Annotated in this window: 16 protein-coding genes; 11 read left to right on the plus strand and 5 right to left on the minus strand. The window is 64.2% G+C overall.

Features of this window, described 5'->3' with window-relative positions; translation table 11 throughout:
* Positions 1-123 precede the first annotated feature (123 nt).
* Positions 124-450, minus strand: a complete 327-nt coding sequence (locus tag ISP20_RS06760) for a YXWGXW repeat-containing protein (protein WP_204635296.1) — start codon at positions 448-450, stop codon at positions 124-126.
* 176 nt (positions 451-626) lie between these two features.
* Between ISP20_RS06760 and ISP20_RS06765 the strand changes: the two genes are divergently transcribed.
* The 6 genes from ISP20_RS06765 to ISP20_RS06790 all read left to right on the plus strand — a co-directional run bounded on the left by ISP20_RS06765 (position 627) and on the right by ISP20_RS06790 (position 7,471).
* Complete coding sequence (locus ISP20_RS06765) at positions 627-1,250, plus strand: TetR/AcrR family transcriptional regulator (RefSeq protein WP_204635297.1); 624 nt, start codon at positions 627-629, stop codon at positions 1,248-1,250.
* Positions 1,247-2,179, plus strand: a complete 933-nt coding sequence (locus tag ISP20_RS06770; RefSeq protein WP_204635298.1) for an alpha/beta hydrolase — start codon at positions 1,247-1,249, stop codon at positions 2,177-2,179. The genes ISP20_RS06765 and ISP20_RS06770 overlap by 4 nt, the downstream gene beginning before the upstream one ends.
* 193 nt (positions 2,180-2,372) lie before the next feature.
* Positions 2,373-5,840: a methylmalonyl-CoA mutase family protein gene (locus ISP20_RS06775; RefSeq protein ID WP_204635299.1), complete on the plus strand. Its 3,468-nt coding sequence runs from the start codon at positions 2,373-2,375 to the stop codon at positions 5,838-5,840.
* Positions 5,841-5,852: 12 nt separating this feature from the next.
* Entirely contained in the window at positions 5,853-6,467 is a 615-nt protein-coding gene (locus ISP20_RS06780; RefSeq protein WP_204635300.1) for a 2'-5' RNA ligase family protein, read from the plus strand.
* A 52-nt stretch (positions 6,468-6,519) separates the two neighbouring features.
* Positions 6,520-7,188, plus strand: coding sequence for a glutathione S-transferase family protein (locus tag ISP20_RS06785; RefSeq protein ID WP_204635301.1), 669 nt, complete (start codon positions 6,520-6,522; stop codon positions 7,186-7,188).
* Between the two features lie 25 nt (positions 7,189-7,213).
* Positions 7,214-7,471, plus strand: coding sequence for a hypothetical protein (locus ISP20_RS06790; protein ID WP_204635302.1), 258 nt, complete (start codon positions 7,214-7,216; stop codon positions 7,469-7,471).
* 4 nt (positions 7,472-7,475) lie between these two features.
* On the opposite strand, the gene ISP20_RS06795 is transcribed toward ISP20_RS06790, so the two are convergent.
* The gene (locus ISP20_RS06795; protein WP_204635303.1) at positions 7,476-7,694 is read right to left on the minus strand and encodes a hypothetical protein; all 219 of its coding nucleotides are present in this window, start codon (positions 7,692-7,694) and stop codon (positions 7,476-7,478) included.
* A gap of 319 nt (positions 7,695-8,013) precedes the next feature.
* Between ISP20_RS06795 and ISP20_RS06800 the strand changes: the two genes are divergently transcribed.
* The 3 genes from ISP20_RS06800 to ISP20_RS06810 all read left to right on the plus strand — a co-directional run bounded on the left by ISP20_RS06800 (position 8,014) and on the right by ISP20_RS06810 (position 10,978).
* Complete coding sequence (locus tag ISP20_RS06800; RefSeq protein ID WP_204635304.1) at positions 8,014-9,336, plus strand: hypothetical protein; 1,323 nt, start codon at positions 8,014-8,016, stop codon at positions 9,334-9,336.
* Positions 9,337-9,467: 131 nt separating this feature from the next.
* A complete protein-coding gene (locus tag ISP20_RS06805; protein WP_204635305.1) occupies positions 9,468-9,851 on the plus strand; it encodes an ArsR/SmtB family transcription factor in 384 nt (127 codons plus the stop codon).
* A complete protein-coding gene (locus ISP20_RS06810) occupies positions 9,848-10,978 on the plus strand; it encodes an SRPBCC domain-containing protein (protein WP_204635306.1) in 1,131 nt (376 codons plus the stop codon). Before ISP20_RS06805 ends, ISP20_RS06810 begins: the two co-directional genes overlap by 4 nt.
* Before the next feature lie 56 nt (positions 10,979-11,034).
* On the opposite strand, the gene ISP20_RS06815 is transcribed toward ISP20_RS06810, so the two are convergent.
* Together ISP20_RS06815 and ISP20_RS06820 are read right to left on the minus strand one after the other, a co-directional pair.
* Positions 11,035-12,396, minus strand: a complete 1,362-nt coding sequence (locus tag ISP20_RS06815) for a DUF2252 domain-containing protein (RefSeq protein ID WP_204635307.1) — start codon at positions 12,394-12,396, stop codon at positions 11,035-11,037.
* Between the two features lie 130 nt (positions 12,397-12,526).
* Positions 12,527-13,912 (minus strand): Hsp70 family protein, encoded by a 1,386-nt coding sequence (locus ISP20_RS06820; protein ID WP_204635308.1) that lies wholly within the window; start codon positions 13,910-13,912, stop codon positions 12,527-12,529.
* A gap of 206 nt (positions 13,913-14,118) precedes the next feature.
* On the opposite strand from ISP20_RS06820, the gene ISP20_RS06825 reads away from it, so the two are divergent.
* Both ISP20_RS06825 and msrA read left to right on the plus strand, forming a co-directional pair.
* Positions 14,119-14,604 (plus strand): hypothetical protein, encoded by a 486-nt coding sequence (locus ISP20_RS06825; RefSeq protein WP_204635309.1) that lies wholly within the window; start codon positions 14,119-14,121, stop codon positions 14,602-14,604.
* Positions 14,605-15,027: 423 nt separating this feature from the next.
* Complete coding sequence (gene msrA / locus ISP20_RS06830) at positions 15,028-15,537, plus strand: peptide-methionine (S)-S-oxide reductase MsrA (RefSeq protein ID WP_204635310.1); 510 nt, start codon at positions 15,028-15,030, stop codon at positions 15,535-15,537.
* Positions 15,538-15,553: 16 nt separating this feature from the next.
* Here the strand turns inward: msrA and ISP20_RS06835 are convergent, their stop codons facing one another.
* Positions 15,554-16,720 (minus strand): M23 family metallopeptidase, encoded by a 1,167-nt coding sequence (locus ISP20_RS06835; RefSeq protein ID WP_204635311.1) that lies wholly within the window; start codon positions 16,718-16,720, stop codon positions 15,554-15,556.
* Between the last annotated feature and the right edge of the window lie 131 nt (positions 16,721-16,851).

Consider the following 16,851-nt stretch of genomic DNA (forward strand, 5'->3'; position numbering starts at 1 on the left):
GGGACAATGCCGCGCATCGCTGTGCGTTACCTTTCCTGCGGTTCGCAGTATTTTTCTTTGACAGCAAATACTTGCGAGCGGGAAAGGCGGGCGGCATGGCGCCGCCCGCTGAAAGCCCCCGGATCAGCGGCCCCAGTAACCGTCATGCATGCGCCAGCCGTCACGGGCGTGTTCCCAATGCGCCTGGTGATAGACGTAACCGGGACGGGAACGGACCCAGGTGCCACCGACCCACACGTGGCGGCCGCCATCCCAACGCCAGTAACCGGGCGCCCACACATAGCCGGCGCGCGGCGGCGGCACCACTTCGTAGCGCGGAGCCGGCGGGGCCACGCCGATGCCGACAGAGACCGCCACGCCCGCCGAAGCGGACGGTGCATAGCTCATGGCGCCTGCGCTGACGATGCCGAGGGCGGCGAGCAGGGCGAGTTTGCGGGTAACGCTCAGCATGGTGATCTCTCCTTGGTAAGGGCCGCACCCCGCGGCCTTGAAGCGGGGAACGGCGTATTTCCTTGCCCTGTTGACCGACCGGCGCCGGCTCGTTCAGGTTCGTGCGGGCTTGCGGCGACCATCCGTTCAGTTTTCTGGACGGGAAAAGAACGAACGGTCGTGCTATTTTCCATGCCATGAACGCAACGACCCTAGGCAAGCGCGCCGCCACGCGCGAACTCATCCTCGACCACGCCTACGAGATGGCGCGCCGCGACGGCCTGGAAGGCTTGTCGATCGGCTCGCTGGCGGCGGACGTGGGCATGTCCAAGAGCGGCTTGTTCGCGCACTTCGGTTCGCGCGAAGAGCTGCAGCTGGCCGTACTCGAAACCGGACAGCTGCGTTTCCTGCAGCACGTGAAATGGCCTGCGTTGAAACTGCCGCGTGGCCTTGCGCGTGTGCGCGCCATCGTGACGAACTGGGTCAAGTGGGCGCAGGAATACCAGAGCGGTTGCGTGCTGCTCACCGCGGCCGGCGAATACGACGGTCGCGAAGGCGTCCTGCGCAATGTGGTGATCAAGCAGCAGGCAGGCTGGCGGCAGGAGATGTGCCGCGCCATCGGTCACGCCATGGAGAACGGCGAACTGCGTGGCGACACCGACCCTGCGCAGCTCGCCTTTGAAATCTACGCCCTCATGCTGGGCCTGCATCACGATGCGGCCCTGTTCGGCTTCGACGAAGCGCGCCGGCATACGCTGGCGGGCTTCGCTCGCCTCATCGCCAGCTACAGCCCGCCATCCGAACGGAGTGCCGCGCCATGACCCGCCCGACCACAGCAGCAAAACATCATCGCGGGCCCGGCGCGTTCACGCTGGGCGTGGTGCGCGCCGGTTTCGCGCTGGGTAGCCGCATCGCACCCGCGCGCACGGTGAAGCGTGCCGTGCGCATCTTCGTCACACCCTTTGCGAGCAGCCGCGCGCGTGCGCAGGCCGCCCAGCCCGACCAGGAGATGCGGCGCGGCGAGCTTGAAGTGAGCGGCAAGCGCATCGCCACCTATGTATGGGGCGATCCCGCGCGCCAGCCTTATGTGTTGCTGGTGCACGGCTGGTCGAGCTTCGGCCTGCGTTATCTGCCCTGGATCAAGCCATTGCGCGAGATGGGCTACGCGCTGGTGACATTCGATCAGCCGGGCCATGGCCTCAGCGGCGGCCGTCATTGCACGCTGCCCGATTTCATCGAGACGGTGCGCGAAGTGGGCCGTTACTTCGGCAACGCCGCGCTCACCATTGCCCATTCGCTGGGCGGTACCGCGGCCACGTTGGCGCAGGGCGAAGCGTGGCGCTCGCAGAAGCTGATCCTGATCGCGCCCGCGGCCGATCCGGTGGCGGCCACGCAGCGCTTCTCGCAATTCGTGCGCCTGGGCCAGCATCTGAGCGGCCGCATGCACGACAAGCTGGAGGCCATGACGGGCATCAACATCCACGATCTGCAGGTCCATCGCCATCTGCCGTCGCTGGGCCAGCCCGGGCTGATCGTGCACGACATGGACGATCGCGACGTGCCATGGGCGGAGGGTGAACGCTATGCGCGTCACTGGCATGGCGCCCGGCTGTTCACCACCCAGGGCCTGGGGCATCACAAGGTGCTCGACGCGCCCGAGGTGATCGAGGCGTCGCTGGCGTTCCTGCGCGGCGAAGAAGTGGGCGAACGCGTGGTGTCGTCGCCGAACCTGCCGTTCGGGGTGGGTTGAGAGCGTCGCGGCCAAGGCCGCTCCCACATGGCCGCCAGCACGTTGTGGGAGCGGCCTTGGCCGCGACGGCCACCTCCACGATACCTGTGCGCACGGTCGTCGCCGCGGCCCCTCCCTCCGCGCCGCAACATGTTCCAAACGCAACCATCCATTAAAATGGTCGGTCCGACGCACCCGCAGTCCCGGAGTCCCCATGAGTTCCCCCGCCCAGCACGTTTCCGCCAGCGCCGCCCATGCGGAGACCCGCCCGTTGCGCTTCGTCACCGCCGCCAGCCTGTTCGATGGCCACGACGCCGCCATCAACATCATGCGACGCATCATCCAGGCGCAGGGCGCGGAGGTGATCCACCTGGGCCATAACCGCTCGGTGGAAGACGTGGTGCGCGCCGCGCTGCAGGAAGACGCCGATGCGATCGCGCTGTCGTCCTACCAGGGCGGGCACGTGGAGTACTTCAAGTACATGGTCGACATGCTGAAGGAACAGCATGCCTCGCACATCCGCGTGTTCGGTGGCGGTGGCGGCACCATTACGCCGGAAGAGATCCGCGAGCTGCAGGCATACGGCGTCGAGCGCATCTATCACCCGAACGACGGCATGAAGCTCGGCCTCACCGAGATGATCGAAGACGTGATGCTGCGCACGCGCGCCGCCGCGGTGAAGCGTGCAAAGGAAGAAGAAGCAAGCGTCGTCACGCCGATGGTCGACATCGGCAATGAGATCGCCGTGGGTCACGTGCTGTCGGCCATCGAAGAAGGCGAGCTGGCCGAGACCGAACTGGAACACCTGCGCAAGCAGTGGAAGATGGCCGGCAAGCAGACGCCGGTGCTCGGCGTCACCGGTACCGGCGGCGCGGGCAAGTCGTCGGTGGTGGACGAACTGCTGCTGCGCTTCCTGCATGCGTTCCCCGAGATGCGCATCGCCGTGCTCGCCGTCGATCCGACGCGCCGCCGCAGCGGTGGCGCCTTGCTGGGCGACCGCATCCGCATGAACTCCCTGCGCAGCCATCGCGTCTACATGCGCTCGATGGCCACGCGCCGCCAGCACGCCGCCACCAGCGCCGTGCTGCGCGACTGCATCGATTTCCTCAAGGCGCAGCCTTACGACCTCGTGATCGTCGAAACCGCAGGCATCGGCCAGAGCGATTCGGAGATCGTCGATCTGGTGGATTTCCCGACCTATGTGATGACCAGCGATTATGGCGCGGCGAGCCAGCTCGAGAAGATCGACATGCTCGATTTCGCCGAGCTCATCGTGCTCAACAAGTTCGACAAGCGCGGCGCGGAAGATGCGCTGCGCGACGTGCGCAAGCAGTGGAAGCGCAACCGCACCGCGTTCACGCTGACCGACGAACAGGTGCCGGTGTATCCGTCCATCGCCAGCCAGTTCAACGATCCGGGCGTGACCTGGATGTTCAGCAACCTGTGCCGCCTGATGCGCGAGAAGCTCAGCCTGCCGGCGGAGAAGTGGACGCCCAAGCTCGACACCACGCTGAAGGAGCCGCGCGCCACCGTGCTTATTCCGGGCAGCCGCGTGCGCTACCTCGCCGAGATTGCCGAGCAGGGCCGTGGGATCAACAAGGAAATCGAGCACGAGGCGGAATTCGCCAGCAAGGCGCAGCACTACTACGAATCGCTGAAGGAACTGGGCGATGCGCATCTGCCGCGCGAACTGGCCCGCTATGAATCCGAAGCGCTGCACGAAGAAGGCGCCGATCGTACGCTGCTGACCCTGCGCCAGCGCTACAACGCGGCGATCAAGGAACTCAGCCACGAAGCGATCCACCTGCTGCACGACTGGCCCAAGCGCTACAAGTCGGTGACCGACGAGGTCAACGAATACAAGGTGCGCGACAAGGTGATCCGCGTGGAGAACTACCGCGTGTCGCTGAGCCACCAGAAGATCCCCAAGGTATCGCCACCCAAGACCAAGGACTGGGGCGACCTGCTGCGCTTCCTGATGCGCGAGAACCTGCCTGGCCATTACCCGTATACCGGCGGTGTGTATCCGTATCGCCGCACGGGTGAGGATCCCACCCGCATGTTCGCGGGCGAGGGCACGCCCGAGCGCACCAATCGCCGTTTCCATTACCTGAGCCAGGGCGGTGCGGCCACGCGCCTGTCCACCGCGTTCGACTCGGTAACGCTGTACGGCGAAGATCCGGCGCCGCGTCCGGACATCTACGGCAAGATCGGCAACTCCGGCGTCAACATCGCCACGCTCGATGACATGAAGAAGCTGTATTCGGGCTTCGACCTCAGTGCGCCGAGCAGCTCCGTGTCGATGACCATCAACGGGCCGGCACCGATCATCCTCGCGATGTTCATGAACACCGCGATCGACCAGAACGTCGAGAAGTACCTGAAGGAAGATCCGGCGCGCTGGGCCGCGGCGGAGAAGAAGATCGCTTCGATGTTCCCGAACGGCCGCCCGCAGTATTCGGGCGAGCTGCCCAAGGGCAACGAAGGCCTGGGCCTCGGCCTGCTTGGCATTACCGGCGATCAGCTTGTGGATGCGGAGACGTACGCGCGCATCAAGGAAGACACCCTGCAGAACGTGCGCGGCACGGTGCAGGCGGACATCCTGAAAGAGGACCAGGCGCAGAACACCTGCATCTTCTCCACCGAATTCGCGCTGCGCATGATGGGCGACATCCAGCAGTATTTCGTCGACCACAAGGTGCGCAACTTCTATTCGGTGTCGATCTCCGGCTATCACATCGCCGAGGCTGGCGCGAACCCGATCAGCCAGCTGGCCTTCACGCTGAGCAACGGTTTCACCATCGTCGAGTACTACCTCGCGCGTGGCATGAGCATCGACGATTTCGCGCCGAACCTGTCGTTCTTCTTCTCCAACGGCATGGATCCGGAATACACCGTGATCGGCCGCGTAGCCCGCCGCATCTGGGCACGTGCGATGCGCGAGCGCTACGGCGCCAGCGCGCGCAGCCAGATGATGAAGTATCACATCCAGACCTCGGGCCGTTCGCTGCACGCGCAGGAAATCCAGTTCAACGACATCCGCACCACGCTGCAGGCGCTGTACGCGTTGTTCGACAACTGCAACAGTCTGCACACCAACGCGTACGACGAAGCCATCACTACGCCGACCGAGGAAAGCGTGCGTCGCGCGGTGGCGATCCAGATGATCATCAACAAGGAACTGGGCCTCAACTTCAACGAGAACCCGTGGCAGGGCAGCCACATCGTGGATGCGCTCACCGATATCGTCGAAGAGGCGGTGTACAAGGAGTTCGAGGCGATCAGCGAGCGCGGCGGCGTGCTCGGCGCGATGGACACCATGTACCAGCGCGGCAAGATCCAGGAAGAGTCGATGTACTACGAGCAGAAGAAGCACGACGGCAGCCTCCCGCTGATCGGCGTGAACACCTTCCTGCCGAAGGATCATGGCGGCGAGATCGCCACCGAGATCGAGCTGATCCGTTCCACCGAAGGCGAGAAGGGCCAGCAGATCGACAACGTGCTGGCCTTCGGCAAGGCGCGCAATGCGCTGGCGCCGGAGAGCCTGAAGGTGTTGCAGGAGACGGCGCGCGATCGCCGTAACGTGTTCGAGCAGTTGATCGAGGCGGTGAAGTACAACTCGCTCGGACAGATCAGTCACGCATTGTATGACGTGGGTGGCGAGTACCGGCGCAACATGTAAGCGGGGTCTGCCATGGCCGACGGTGATCTGTTTGGAAGTCCAGCCGGATCCAGCCTCGAGGGGCCGGAGCCGGGCTGCGCCTATTTCTTCGCTTTGCGGCCGAAGGGACGGGTGAGCGAACAGATCGGCCACCTGCGGGAAGCGGCCATCCAGACGCTCGGTGTGCCACAACCCGGCCGGGTCAGCGACGAGCGTCTGCACCTTTCGCTGTGCGCGCCGCGGCGCACGCCGCGCCTTCGCGCACCGTTCGAAACTTCCCTGATACGCGCGGGAGGCGAGGTGTTGGCTTCGGCCTTCCATCTCAGGCTCAAGGGCCTGTCCAGGTTCCATGGTTCCTTCGACAAGGCCTGTGTCGTGCTGCGGGTGGACGAAGAGGTGGCGCATCGGGCGCAGGCGCTCAACCGTGCACTGGCCAAGGCCCTCTTCAACCATGGGTTCAATTGGGATGGCAGTGCTTTTGCGCCCCATGTCACCTTGTTTTACACGGACGATGTCGAGCTGACGGCGGAAGACGGCGTAGCCATCGACTGGCATGTGGACGAGTTCGTGCTGATCCGGAGCTGGGTGGGGCTGCGTCGTCACGACACCTTGGCCAGTTGGCCCCTGCGAGTGTCGGACCGCCCATAATCGGGGCGCGGCCCATGCTAGCCTCCGCTATCCACTGCGCAGGCCTGGCCCCATGTTGACCGTCCACCACCTCAACAATTCCCGATCCCAGCGTGTGCTCTGGTTGCTGGAAGAGTTGGACGTGCCGTACGAGATCCGCAAATACGAGCGCGATCCCAAGACCATGCTGGCGCCGGCGGAATTGCGGGCCATCCATCCGTTGGGGAAGTCGCCGGTGATCGAGGACGACGGACAGATCCTGGCGGAGTCGGGCGCGATCATCGAATACCTGGTCGACCGCTACGACACCGGACGCCTGGCGCCGTTGCCGGACATGCCCGAGCGCCTGCGCTTCACCTACTGGCTGCACTATGCGGAGGGCTCGGCGATGCCGCCCTTGTTGCTCAAGCTGGTGGCGTCGCGCATTGCCACGGCACCCATGCCGTTCTTTGCCAAGCCCATCGCGCGGCAGATCGCCAATAAACTGCAATCGACCTTCGTCGACCCGCAGTTGGCGTTGCATCTGAATTACGTCAACAACGAACTGGCATTCACCGGCTGGTTCGTAGGCAGCGAATTCAGCGCGGCCGACATACAGATGAGTTTTCCGATGGAAGCGGCCATGGCTCGCAGCGGCTTGCAGGGCAAGCTTCCGCATATCGCTGCGTTCGTGAAGCGCGTGCAGCAGCGTCCCGCGTACAAGCGCGCGTTGGAGCGGGGCGGCCCCTATACGCTCGGTTGAGCGGCCACCGTGTGGGAGCGCACTTGTGCGCGACTGCAGCTTCCCGTTCGTGCTGCTTTGCTTGCCTGTCGCGCACAAGTGCGCTCCCACAGGGTTTGTCGCACGGCCATCGCCGGGAAATCAGGAAGGTTTGCAACCGGTGCCGCAGGTGCAAGGTCGCTGCCCGCTCACCCGACCTGCGGCTACCCGGCTGCAAGCCTTCCTGATCTCTTTCATGCGCACCGGCGCCATCGACGTGTCTCGCAAAGAGAACGTCGAACTCGCCGATTCGCTTACAACGTGAGTTCCTACCAGCGGCCGCGCCGGTTGTCGCGCGCTCTTGCGGGAACGAACAGGCGACGCTGGCCAAGGCATATCGTCAGGTAGAGCGACGAGAGCGCGAGGCCTCGCCACAGGGCTGCGTCGTCACCGGGTCGCCAGATCAACGTGGCGACGGAAAGTACGAACAGCAGCGCCGCCAGGATGATGCCAACCGTTCGCCATCCGATAACGAAAGAATGTTTCATGCCGGTCTCCATACCGCCATTTTCCGCAGTGGCCACGTAAAGAAGCGATATCGCGCGGCCGCATGCACCATATAAATCGCGTAAAAGATCACTGGAAGTATTTCGGCTCCGGGCATTCGTGCACGGCGCATCGCGGTGCTTCGACCTTGCCTGTCGGCTGCGATTTCTTGCGAATGGTGATGGCCCGATGGCGCTCAGAACCTGGCCTCCATGAGGTCATGGCGAACCTTCATAACGCCGGCTCGCCCGAGTTGTCATCGAATTGTCACAAACTGGCTAAGATGGCGCCTGGATCACGCCGACACGTGGGGAGAAACGTATGCGATGCAAGCTGGCCGTTGCCCTGGCCTTGGCGGTATGTGCTGCCGGCGCCCATGCCGATAGCGATAGTTTCAGCGACATTTTTACCAACGGCCATGTCGATGGCGAATTGCGCCTGTACGACTTCAACCGGATCTACGACACGCCTGCCACGCCGGATGCGCATGCGCTCTCGCTGGCTGCGTTGATCAACGCGCAGACGGGCGCTTTTCTTGGCGGGTTCAGCCTGGGCGGTTCGTTCGTGACGGCCAACGCGCTGGGCACCAAGGACGACAATCCGGCCAAGATCGACACCTCGCTGATGGGGCCCAACAGTTCGCTGGGTGCCTGGAGTCAGGCCTATCTGCAGTTCAAGCGCGACTGGTTTCTCTTTCGCGGCGGCTACCAGTACCTCAACACGCCATGGATGGGCGGCAACGATTCGCGCGTGATTCCTTCGTCGTACAACGCGGCGCTGGTGGACATCACGCCGGTGAAGGACTGGAACATCTATGCCATCCGCACCTTCAGCTGGAAGAGCCGCACTTCCAATGGCATGTACGACGACAACCTGTATTACCCGTCGAAGTACAACGGCGATTCGATGTACGGCAACAACGGTGCGCTGCCGCTCTCCGCGCCCGAAGCGAACGGAACCTGGGCAGCCGGCACGACCTACGTCAACGGCGGCCTTAAAGCCGAAGGCTGGTATTACGATTTCCTGCGCTTCGCGCGGATGGGTTACGTCAACGGCAGCTACACCTTCAACACGGATACGCCGTTCAATCCGTTCATCGCGGTGCAGGCATTGCGCGAGAACGACAGCGGCGGCGACAACATCCTGGTGCAGACGCAGGCGAAGCTGGTGGGTGTGGCCGGCAATCGCGTCAAGGCCGAAGCCTGGGGTGCGGATGTGGGCACGTCGATCTATGACGGGCGCATCGACTTTGCCTACAACAAGCTCGACGGCGAATCCGGTGCGGTGGGCGGTGGCAGTCTGATCTCGCCCTATACCGTGAACTACGCCACCGATCCGCTGTTCACTACCTCGATGATCCGCGGCCTGGTCGAGATCGGCCCGGGCCACGCGTGGAAGGCACGCGCGCAGTACAACTTCTTCGACAAGAAGCTGCAGCTGGTGGCGGCCTATGCGAAGTACACCTCGCTCGAGCGCGGCGACAGCCACGACGTGTACTTCGACATCATCTACAACCTGGACAGCGTGCTCAAAGGATTGCAATTGCGCGATCGCTGGGAGCGTTCGGTGGGCGGCGTCGCTAATCTCAATCCGGGCAACGAGCCGTTTACCTATAACCGCCTGATGATCTCGTACAAGTTCTAAACCAGCGGCGGTGGCGGCGCCTCGACGCCCGCCACCGCACCGTTCTCCCGCCGGACCGATCGTCGCGTCTTCACAAAGTCGCGATATCCAGGCACTTGACTATCGATTAACCAAGTGGTTAATTGACACTCATGGCACATACCCAAGACATGCTGTCGATCACCTTCGCGGCGCTGGCCGATCCCACGCGTCGCGCCATCCTGACTCGTCTGGCCCGGGGCGAAGCCACCGTCGGCGAGTTGGGCGAACCGTTCGACATTTCCGCGCCCGCGATTTCCAAGCACCTGCGCGTGCTGGAAGGCGCCGGCTTGATCGAACGGGAAGTGGATGCCCGCTGGCGTATTTGCCGTCTCCGCGCCGAACCCATGCATGATGCGCACGACTGGCTGGAAGCCTATCGCCGTCATTGGGAAGACAGCCTGGATCGACTGGTCGAGTTTGTCGAACAGACCCATCGCGCCGAAGCGAAGAAGCCTGGCAGCGGCGCCCCACGTGTACCGAGGAAAAAGCCATGACCACGCAAGCCGCCACATTCGAGTTGGAAATGACCCGCTTCATCCGCGCGCCGCGCGAGAAGGTGTTCGACGCCTTCACCAACGAGGCCGCACTTGCCGCCTGGCATTGTCCACGCGGCCTGCATGTCGGCGAGGTGGCGGTCGATGTGCGCGTGGGCGGCCACTACCGCGTCACCATGGTGACCAGGGACGGTACCGCGCATGGTTCAAGCGGCACTTATCAGGTGATCGAGCGGCCGTCGTTTCTCGCCTATACCTGGGCATGGGATGGCGAGGGCGATCTCGCTGCGCGCACCACGCTGATCGAGGTGACGCTGACCGAGAAGGACGGCGGCACGCAGATGCACATGCGTCATACGGGCTTCCCCGATGCCGCGATCCGCGACGATCACAACCAGGGCTGGACGTCCGTCTTCAATCGCCTGGTGGATTATCTCGATCCCGAAGGTTCGGCCGGCAACGTGGTGCTGGTGGGCAATCCGATCAGCCCCTATGTGCGCGCCGTGCGCATCGCCCTGGCCGAGAAGGGCGTTGCGTACGCGCTCAAGTCGGAGGCGCCGCATTCGCCCGCGGTGGATGCGATCCATCCGTTCGGCCGCATCCCGGCCATGTACGACGGCCCGCTGCAGTTCTATGAGACGCGCGCCATTCTTCGTTATATCGATGAGGCTTTCGACGGTCCCAGCCTGCTGCCGGCCAGCGGCGTCACTTCGCGTGCCAGGGCGGAGCAGTGGTACAGCGTGCTGGACGACTATGGCTACGACGCGATCGTCACGCGCTTCATCCTGCCGTACCTGTTTCCATCGGGCCCGGCGCCGGACCGCGCCGTCATCGATGCCGCCTTGCCCGATATCGATCGCATGCTGGCCACGCTGGATGCGGCCTATGGCAAGCACGACTTCCTCGTCGGCAATGCGCCCTGCTTGGCGGACTATCTCGCTGCGCCGTTGCTGTACTCGCTGGCGCAGATGCCCGAAGGTCCCGGATTGCTGGCGAAGTATCCCAACGTGCAGCGCGCGATGAAGGTGATGCAGGCGCGGCCCAGTTTCATTTCGGCGGAACCCGACCTGGAAGGCAAGGGCGATGCGTCCAACGTCACGCCACTGCGCAAGGCGAATGCCGCGTAAGCAGCGGGCGTCATGAAGAAGCCGGAGCAGGCAGCGCCGCTCCGGCTTCGCGCCACTCAATAAAGCGCCGTGCCCGCGTCATAGGCACTGACGAACGACTGCCAATCCAGCGTGACCTGCGCCGCATAGTTGAACGCAAACGTCGAGATTTCCGACTGCAGTCCACTGGTGCTGCTCACCGCGTCGGTGACCTGCTTGTCGATGCTATACGACACGATGGCGCTGTTGTAATCCTGGTCGGAGATGGCATGGGCGGAGGCCAGTGCTTGTCCCAGATAGGTGGCGGCGGTGTTGAGCTTGCCCGCGCTGCTCAACTGGGTGAAATCGAAGTCTTCCTCGAACGGCGACTTCTCGTGGAAGTAGAACGCCATGCCGTTGATGTTGGCGTAACCGATCAGCACGTCGGCATTGAGCGTTTGCGCTTTCGCCGTCAGCGCGACGCGTTGGGCCTCGTTGTTGCCGTAATCGGCGGCGGACAGCTGGCCGTTGTCGACCTCGGCCACCGCGCTGGCGAGTTCCTGCTTGAGCTCGAGGATCACGTCGTCGGAGGTGGACGAGGAGGCCCCTTCGATCAACACGTAATAGCGCAGCTTGCCCAGGCTGCCCACGCCGGAACCGAGCTTCTGGCGGATATCCTTCACCTGGTAGTAGCTGGCGGCGTAGCGCTTGGACGATGAAATGCTGCCGATGTAGCTGTTCATCGCGGCCGAGATGGCGCTGTACGTGCTGCTGTTCACCGGGACCAGCGTGTTCGCGATGGTCTGGAAGCTGCGCGTGCTGCCGCTCAGCTGGGTGTACTTGCTCAGCAGGCTGGAGCGCGAGTCGCCCTTCGAATCGCCGATGGTGTCTTGCACCACGCCCGACGTATTGCCGTTCTTCAGCTGGAAGCTCAGCTCGTCGCTGCTGCCCTTGAAGTCGCTCATCTCGCTCATGTACGCCGCCACCATGGTCTTGATGGCGGTGGTGATGTCGTTGTCGGCGATGCCGTTGGCGCGGCCGGCCAGCACCATGCTGGTGGCGAGGCGGCGCAGGTCCCACACGTACTGGCCGAGGTAGCCCTCGTCGAAGTCGTCAGCCGAGAACACGTTGTTGCCGCTGCTGTCCTGCCATGCGCCGAAATTGCCGATGTGCGCGTCGCCGCCGATCCAGGTGAAACCCGTCTGTGCGGTCGTATACGCCGAGGCGGGCAGGGTGGCCATGTCCTGGTAGAAGATGTGGTCGGTGCCGCGATAGAAGTCGAACGCGCTGGCCGCCATGGTCGACATCTTGGTGGCGAGATCCGCGCTGTCCGTGGCGGCCAGCGGATGGTTGTAGCCGTAGATCTGCGATACGACCCAGCTCGTGCGCGAGGTGGCGGCCTGGGCCGCGGACGCGAACAGCAGGCCGGCCGTGGCCAGCGCCATCAAAACTTTCTTCATGGGGTCACCCCTTCTGATGTGCGGACGCAGCGCGGACCACCCGCGCCGGACACATAGCCGGAGATTCAAACAATGCACGGTGACAGCGTCGTGACGAAGCTGGCCGGCAAAAGCTTGCGCGTGCGCGGTCTCAGGAGGCGACGCCGACCGCCTCGCTCGCCGCCACCGCCAACCCGGACACCACACCCAGCGACGGATCGCCGTGCACCAGCGGCACCTCGGGGAAACAGGCCTGCACGCGTGCCTTGACCTGCGGCGAACGCGAGGTGCCACCGGTGAGGAAGACGCTCTCCGGCAATGCTGCCAGATCGCCGCGTACGCCCGTGAGGGTGCGTTCCAGCAGCGCGAGGAAGGGTTCCATGGCCGTATCGAGATCCTCGCGCGTGGCGTTCACCGCCAGGCCCGGTTCGATGAAGTCCAGCGGCGCGCGATGGCTGGCTTCGCTGCTCAAGCTGATCTTGGTGCGTTCGGCCGTCTGATTGAGGCGAGTGGTAGCGCCCAACTCCTGCAGGGCGCGCAGGCGCGGACCGTAAGGCGCGGCAATCAGCCGATAGTTCTGTTTGCGGAACTCGCGTTGCTTGGGCAGGTTGTGCACGCTCGCTGCTTCCACGAACTGATGCTGCGGTATGCGCACGATGTCCTTGCCCATCAGCGGCATGAAATGGTGCAGGCTCACGCCCACGTCCAGATCCGTGCCGCCCTTGGGCAGGCCCCAGTTGCGCGCGATCAGCGGCGAGGCGATACCGCCGAGTTCCGCATGCGTGACGTCGGTGGTGCCGCCGCCGATATCCACGATCAGCGCGTGCTGCCGGTCGCTGAGACTCTTGTGATAGTGCATCGCGGCGGCAGCGGGTTCTTCCAGGAAGCTCACCTCGTCGAAGCCGGCCGCCGCGGCCGCTTCGCGCAGGATCTCGATGGCCTGTTCCGAGCCGGCCGCGCCCATCGAACTGCGAAATTCCACCGGACGGCCGATCACCGCGCCGCGCACGGGCTCGCCGAACTGGCGGCTGGCGGTCAAGCGGATGTGCTCGAGGATATGCGTGGCGATATGCACGATCACCTTGCGCACCTGCGGGTCCAGCCGGTAGCCGAACATCGACTTGGGCGACTCGATCAGATTGCCGCCGCCGCTTTCCAGATAGCCTTCCACCGCCTCTTCGCCGAACAACGCGTGCTGGAAGCTGGCGACCGATGCCGTGGCTGCGCGCGCCTGTTCTTCCATCCATTGCCGGCGTACCACGCGCAGGGCGTCGCGACGCAGTTCCTGGTCCGAACGCGACACCTCGCCACCGGCGGTCTGCCGGCGCAAGGCCAGGCGTGCGGAGCGCATGTGCGCTTCCATCTGCGCTTCCAGCTCGGGGGTGAGTTCGAAGTCGTTCGGGTCGGGCACCAGTTCGGGGAAATAGACGGCCGTGCGGAACTGCTCCGCCTCGCCGAAGCGGACGAGGGTGAGCTTGCCGCCGATGATGGCGGCGGCGGCCGAGTAGCTGGTGCCGAAGTCGATGCCGATGTGCATAACGAGCCGTGCGCGTATGGGCAATCGGCCATTATCTCAGGTCTTGCGTTGGCGCGCCTGGGGGCGTCTCAGGCGGGCCGAGCGGCGCAGGGCGCGCACGGTGCCGTTGCCCTCGAAAACGGCCGAAACGTCAGCGTCACGCAGGCGTAGCTAAGGTTGGTTAGGTTCTTCCTGGCACCGGCCCTTGGGAACCGCGTGAACGTTCCGTGGATACCGGCTTGTGTCGTCAGGTCGAAGCGTTTGCTTCGTTGCGCATGGCTACATCACAGGAGACGGCAGCTATGTCTCGTTCCGACGATGGAAAACCCCGCTCCGGCCAGCGGAATTGGTGGCTCGCCGCATGCGTCCTGGTGATACCGCTGGCCTGGGTCGGCACCCAGACCATGGATGACGAACCCTTGTATGCGGTCAATGCTTCGTCCCGGCCGTTGCATGCCGCGATGGCGGCGGCTCAGACGATCAAGCCGATCCCCATGGGTACGCAGGCATCGATGCGTTGGCACGGTGCAGGCGATGTGCGTGCGCTGTTTTCCGCCAAAGGCATCGACCCAGGCGCAGGTTACGGCGCACCGTTGCTGAGCGGTGTGCATCATGGAAAAGGCGCCCATGCGAAGGCGAGGGATGGCAGCCAGTTGTCGCTCGGCCATTTCAGCGCGCAGGAGTATCAACTCGCGGTGACTGACGCGCGTTGAGCGAAAACGGCGTGTGCGGCATGGGCGGTATCCCGGCAGCCCGGCGGCGATCGCACGCGCCCAACCCCCGGGTTATAAGCGTGTGCGATGCCGCTTGGGTTCTCTGCCTCTTGCGAGGCGCGGTGGAGCATGCGCTCCGCACGCCGGATGCGCCATTCCACAGGTGGCACAGGCCGCGTGTCGTAGGAGTGGGACTACGGCGGGCTCACGCTCGTTGAGCGCAGTCGATAGTGGAGCCGCTTGGCCGTCCAAGAAGTAACCTCACAAGCCCTTTGAGCGAAGACATCGGAAGGGTGCCCTGGGTGCGCCCGACGACTTGAGAACGCAGCCGCTCAGCACCACATGGAATGCAGCTGCGGTGGGGGCTTTGGCACGCAGGCGCTCCCGAAACGCGACACTCTTACCGATGGGAAGGACCAAGCGATGAGCACGAAAACCGAAACCGCGATCCTGGCTGGCGGCTGCTTCTGGGGCATGCAGGATCTGCTGCGGCGCTACCCGGGCGTGTTGTCCACGCGCGTGGGCTATTCGGGCGGCGACGTGCCCAATGCCACCTATCGCAACCACGGCACGCATGCCGAAGCGATCGAGATCGTGTTCGATCCCAGCGTGATCAGCTATCGACAAATCCTGGAGTTCTTCTTCCAGATCCACGATCCGTCGACCAGGAACCGCCAGGGCAACGACGTGGGCATGAGCTACCGTTCGGCCATCTTCTATCTCAGCGATGAGCAGAAGAAGGTGGCGGAAGACACCATCGCCGATGTCGATGCATCGCGCCTGTGGCCCGGCAAGGTGGTCACCGAAGTGACCCCCGCTGGCCCGTTCTGGGAGGCCGAGCCGGAGCACCAGGACTATCTGGAGCGCATTCCCAACGGCTACACCTGCCATTTCCCGCGTCCGGGCTGGACGCTGCCGAAGCGCGCGCCGTAAGTCGCCGGAACGCGTCCTAGGGATGGGAAAACTGGATCACCACATCGTTGAGCGGTAGCTGCGATTGGCGGTGTTCGATGGGCAGGGCTTTCCACGGATCGCCCTGTCCAAACAGTTGCCCCTCGGATTCGGGGCCGAGGTAGTCGAAGCGCTCGAACGCATAAGGCACACCTTCCGAGCCTTCGAACGCGACGGCATTGGACAGCTGAAAATGCAGATGCGGTGCGGCGGAATTGCCGGACTGCCCCAGCTGCGCCAGCAGCTGACCGCGACGCACCCGGTCGCCCGGCTTCACCTTGAGGCTGCCACGCTGCAGGTGCGCATAGCTGGCGAACGTGCCCGGTGCGATTTCCAGCACCACGTAGTTGCCGAACAGGCCGTCGCTGGTGAGTGCGCTGGGTTCCGGTTGCGCGCTGAGCGGCGGGTGCTCCGTCTCGCCGTCGCGCGCGCTGCGCACGACGCCGTCAGCCACTGCGAGCACGTCCGCACCGTAGCCGATCCAGTCGGCGTAGCTGGACTTCTGGATGTCCTTCACGCCGGGCCGCATCACGTGCCCCGCGTCGTCGATACCCACGAGGTCCAGGGCGTAGCGTTGCGGAATGGTGAGCTGTCCGTTCACCGCCACCAGGCTGCCCCAATGGTGCGACTGGGCGGCGCCCGGACCTTCGTGGGCCAGCCAGCGACCACCGCGCAATGGTGCGCCGATGATCATGGTCTTGGCTTCGCTGACCTGGACGGTGGCGCCATCGAGCACGCTGTTCGCATGCTTGTCGGCAATGAATTCGATGCGGTGATGCAAGCGGTGCGGCACGGGCGTGCCGGCGGGGAAGGTCAACCAGACGAAGAAGACGGCGCGTTTGCCCGGGAGTATCGCCACGGGTTTTTGGTCCGCCGGCGCGGGCTTCACCACTTGCGATAGCTGCTTCGCATCCAGCGTCAGCAGTGGGGTGGTCGCGTCGTCACCGAACACTTCCAGTCCCTGCGGCTTGAGCGCGCCGGAGTCGCCGTAGAAGTTGGTGACGTGCAGCTCGTACGCCAGATGGGTGAGGCCGTCGCTTCCCGTGAACGCGCTCGGTGCGAACGGTACGCGCGCCTCCACCGGTGCCCATGCTTCCTCGGCGTGGAGCGAGGAAATGCCCAGGATCCCTGCAAACAAAAGCACCCGCGCGGCGTGTCGAATCATGCGATGCACATTCCCCCTGGAAAACACATGGAGCGAAGCGATGACCATTTGCCCCCGGGCCATCGCTGCATGGAAACCGATGATCAAGCTTGCCGGTGACGGAGGCGGGCCGCAATGTGTCTTCGCAAACG

It is taken from the genome of Dyella kyungheensis (genome assembly GCF_016905005.1).
Classification (GTDB): Bacteria; Pseudomonadota; Gammaproteobacteria; order Xanthomonadales; family Rhodanobacteraceae; genus Dyella; species Dyella kyungheensis.

What these genes read in the sequence shown, in the direction of transcription:
- ISP20_RS06780 (WP_204635300.1), top strand. Translation starts at nt 5,853, where the DNA reads ATGGCCGACGGTGATCTGTTTGGAAGTCCAGCCGGATCCAGCCTCGAG.
- msrA (WP_204635310.1), top strand. Translation starts at nt 15,028, where the DNA reads ATGAGCACGAAAACCGAAACCGCGATCCTGGCTGGCGGCTGCTTCTGG.
- ISP20_RS06805 (WP_204635305.1), top strand. Translation starts at nt 9,468, where the DNA reads ATGGCACATACCCAAGACATGCTGTCGATCACCTTCGCGGCGCTGGCC.
- ISP20_RS06785 (WP_204635301.1), top strand. Translation starts at nt 6,520, where the DNA reads ATGTTGACCGTCCACCACCTCAACAATTCCCGATCCCAGCGTGTGCTC.
- ISP20_RS06835 (WP_204635311.1), bottom strand. Translation starts at nt 16,720, where the DNA reads ATGATTCGACACGCCGCGCGGGTGCTTTTGTTTGCAGGGATCCTGGGC.
- ISP20_RS06765 (WP_204635297.1), top strand. Translation starts at nt 627, where the DNA reads ATGAACGCAACGACCCTAGGCAAGCGCGCCGCCACGCGCGAACTCATC.
- ISP20_RS06815 (WP_204635307.1), bottom strand. Translation starts at nt 12,396, where the DNA reads ATGAAGAAAGTTTTGATGGCGCTGGCCACGGCCGGCCTGCTGTTCGCG.
- ISP20_RS06795 (WP_204635303.1), bottom strand. Translation starts at nt 7,694, where the DNA reads ATGAAACATTCTTTCGTTATCGGATGGCGAACGGTTGGCATCATCCTG.
- ISP20_RS06810 (WP_204635306.1), top strand. Translation starts at nt 9,848, where the DNA reads ATGACCACGCAAGCCGCCACATTCGAGTTGGAAATGACCCGCTTCATC.
- ISP20_RS06775 (WP_204635299.1), top strand. Translation starts at nt 2,373, where the DNA reads ATGAGTTCCCCCGCCCAGCACGTTTCCGCCAGCGCCGCCCATGCGGAG.
- ISP20_RS06770 (WP_204635298.1), top strand. Translation starts at nt 1,247, where the DNA reads ATGACCCGCCCGACCACAGCAGCAAAACATCATCGCGGGCCCGGCGCG.
- ISP20_RS06800 (WP_204635304.1), top strand. Translation starts at nt 8,014, where the DNA reads ATGCGATGCAAGCTGGCCGTTGCCCTGGCCTTGGCGGTATGTGCTGCC.
- ISP20_RS06760 (WP_204635296.1), bottom strand. Translation starts at nt 450, where the DNA reads ATGCTGAGCGTTACCCGCAAACTCGCCCTGCTCGCCGCCCTCGGCATC.
- ISP20_RS06820 (WP_204635308.1), bottom strand. Translation starts at nt 13,912, where the DNA reads ATGCACATCGGCATCGACTTCGGCACCAGCTACTCGGCCGCCGCCGCC.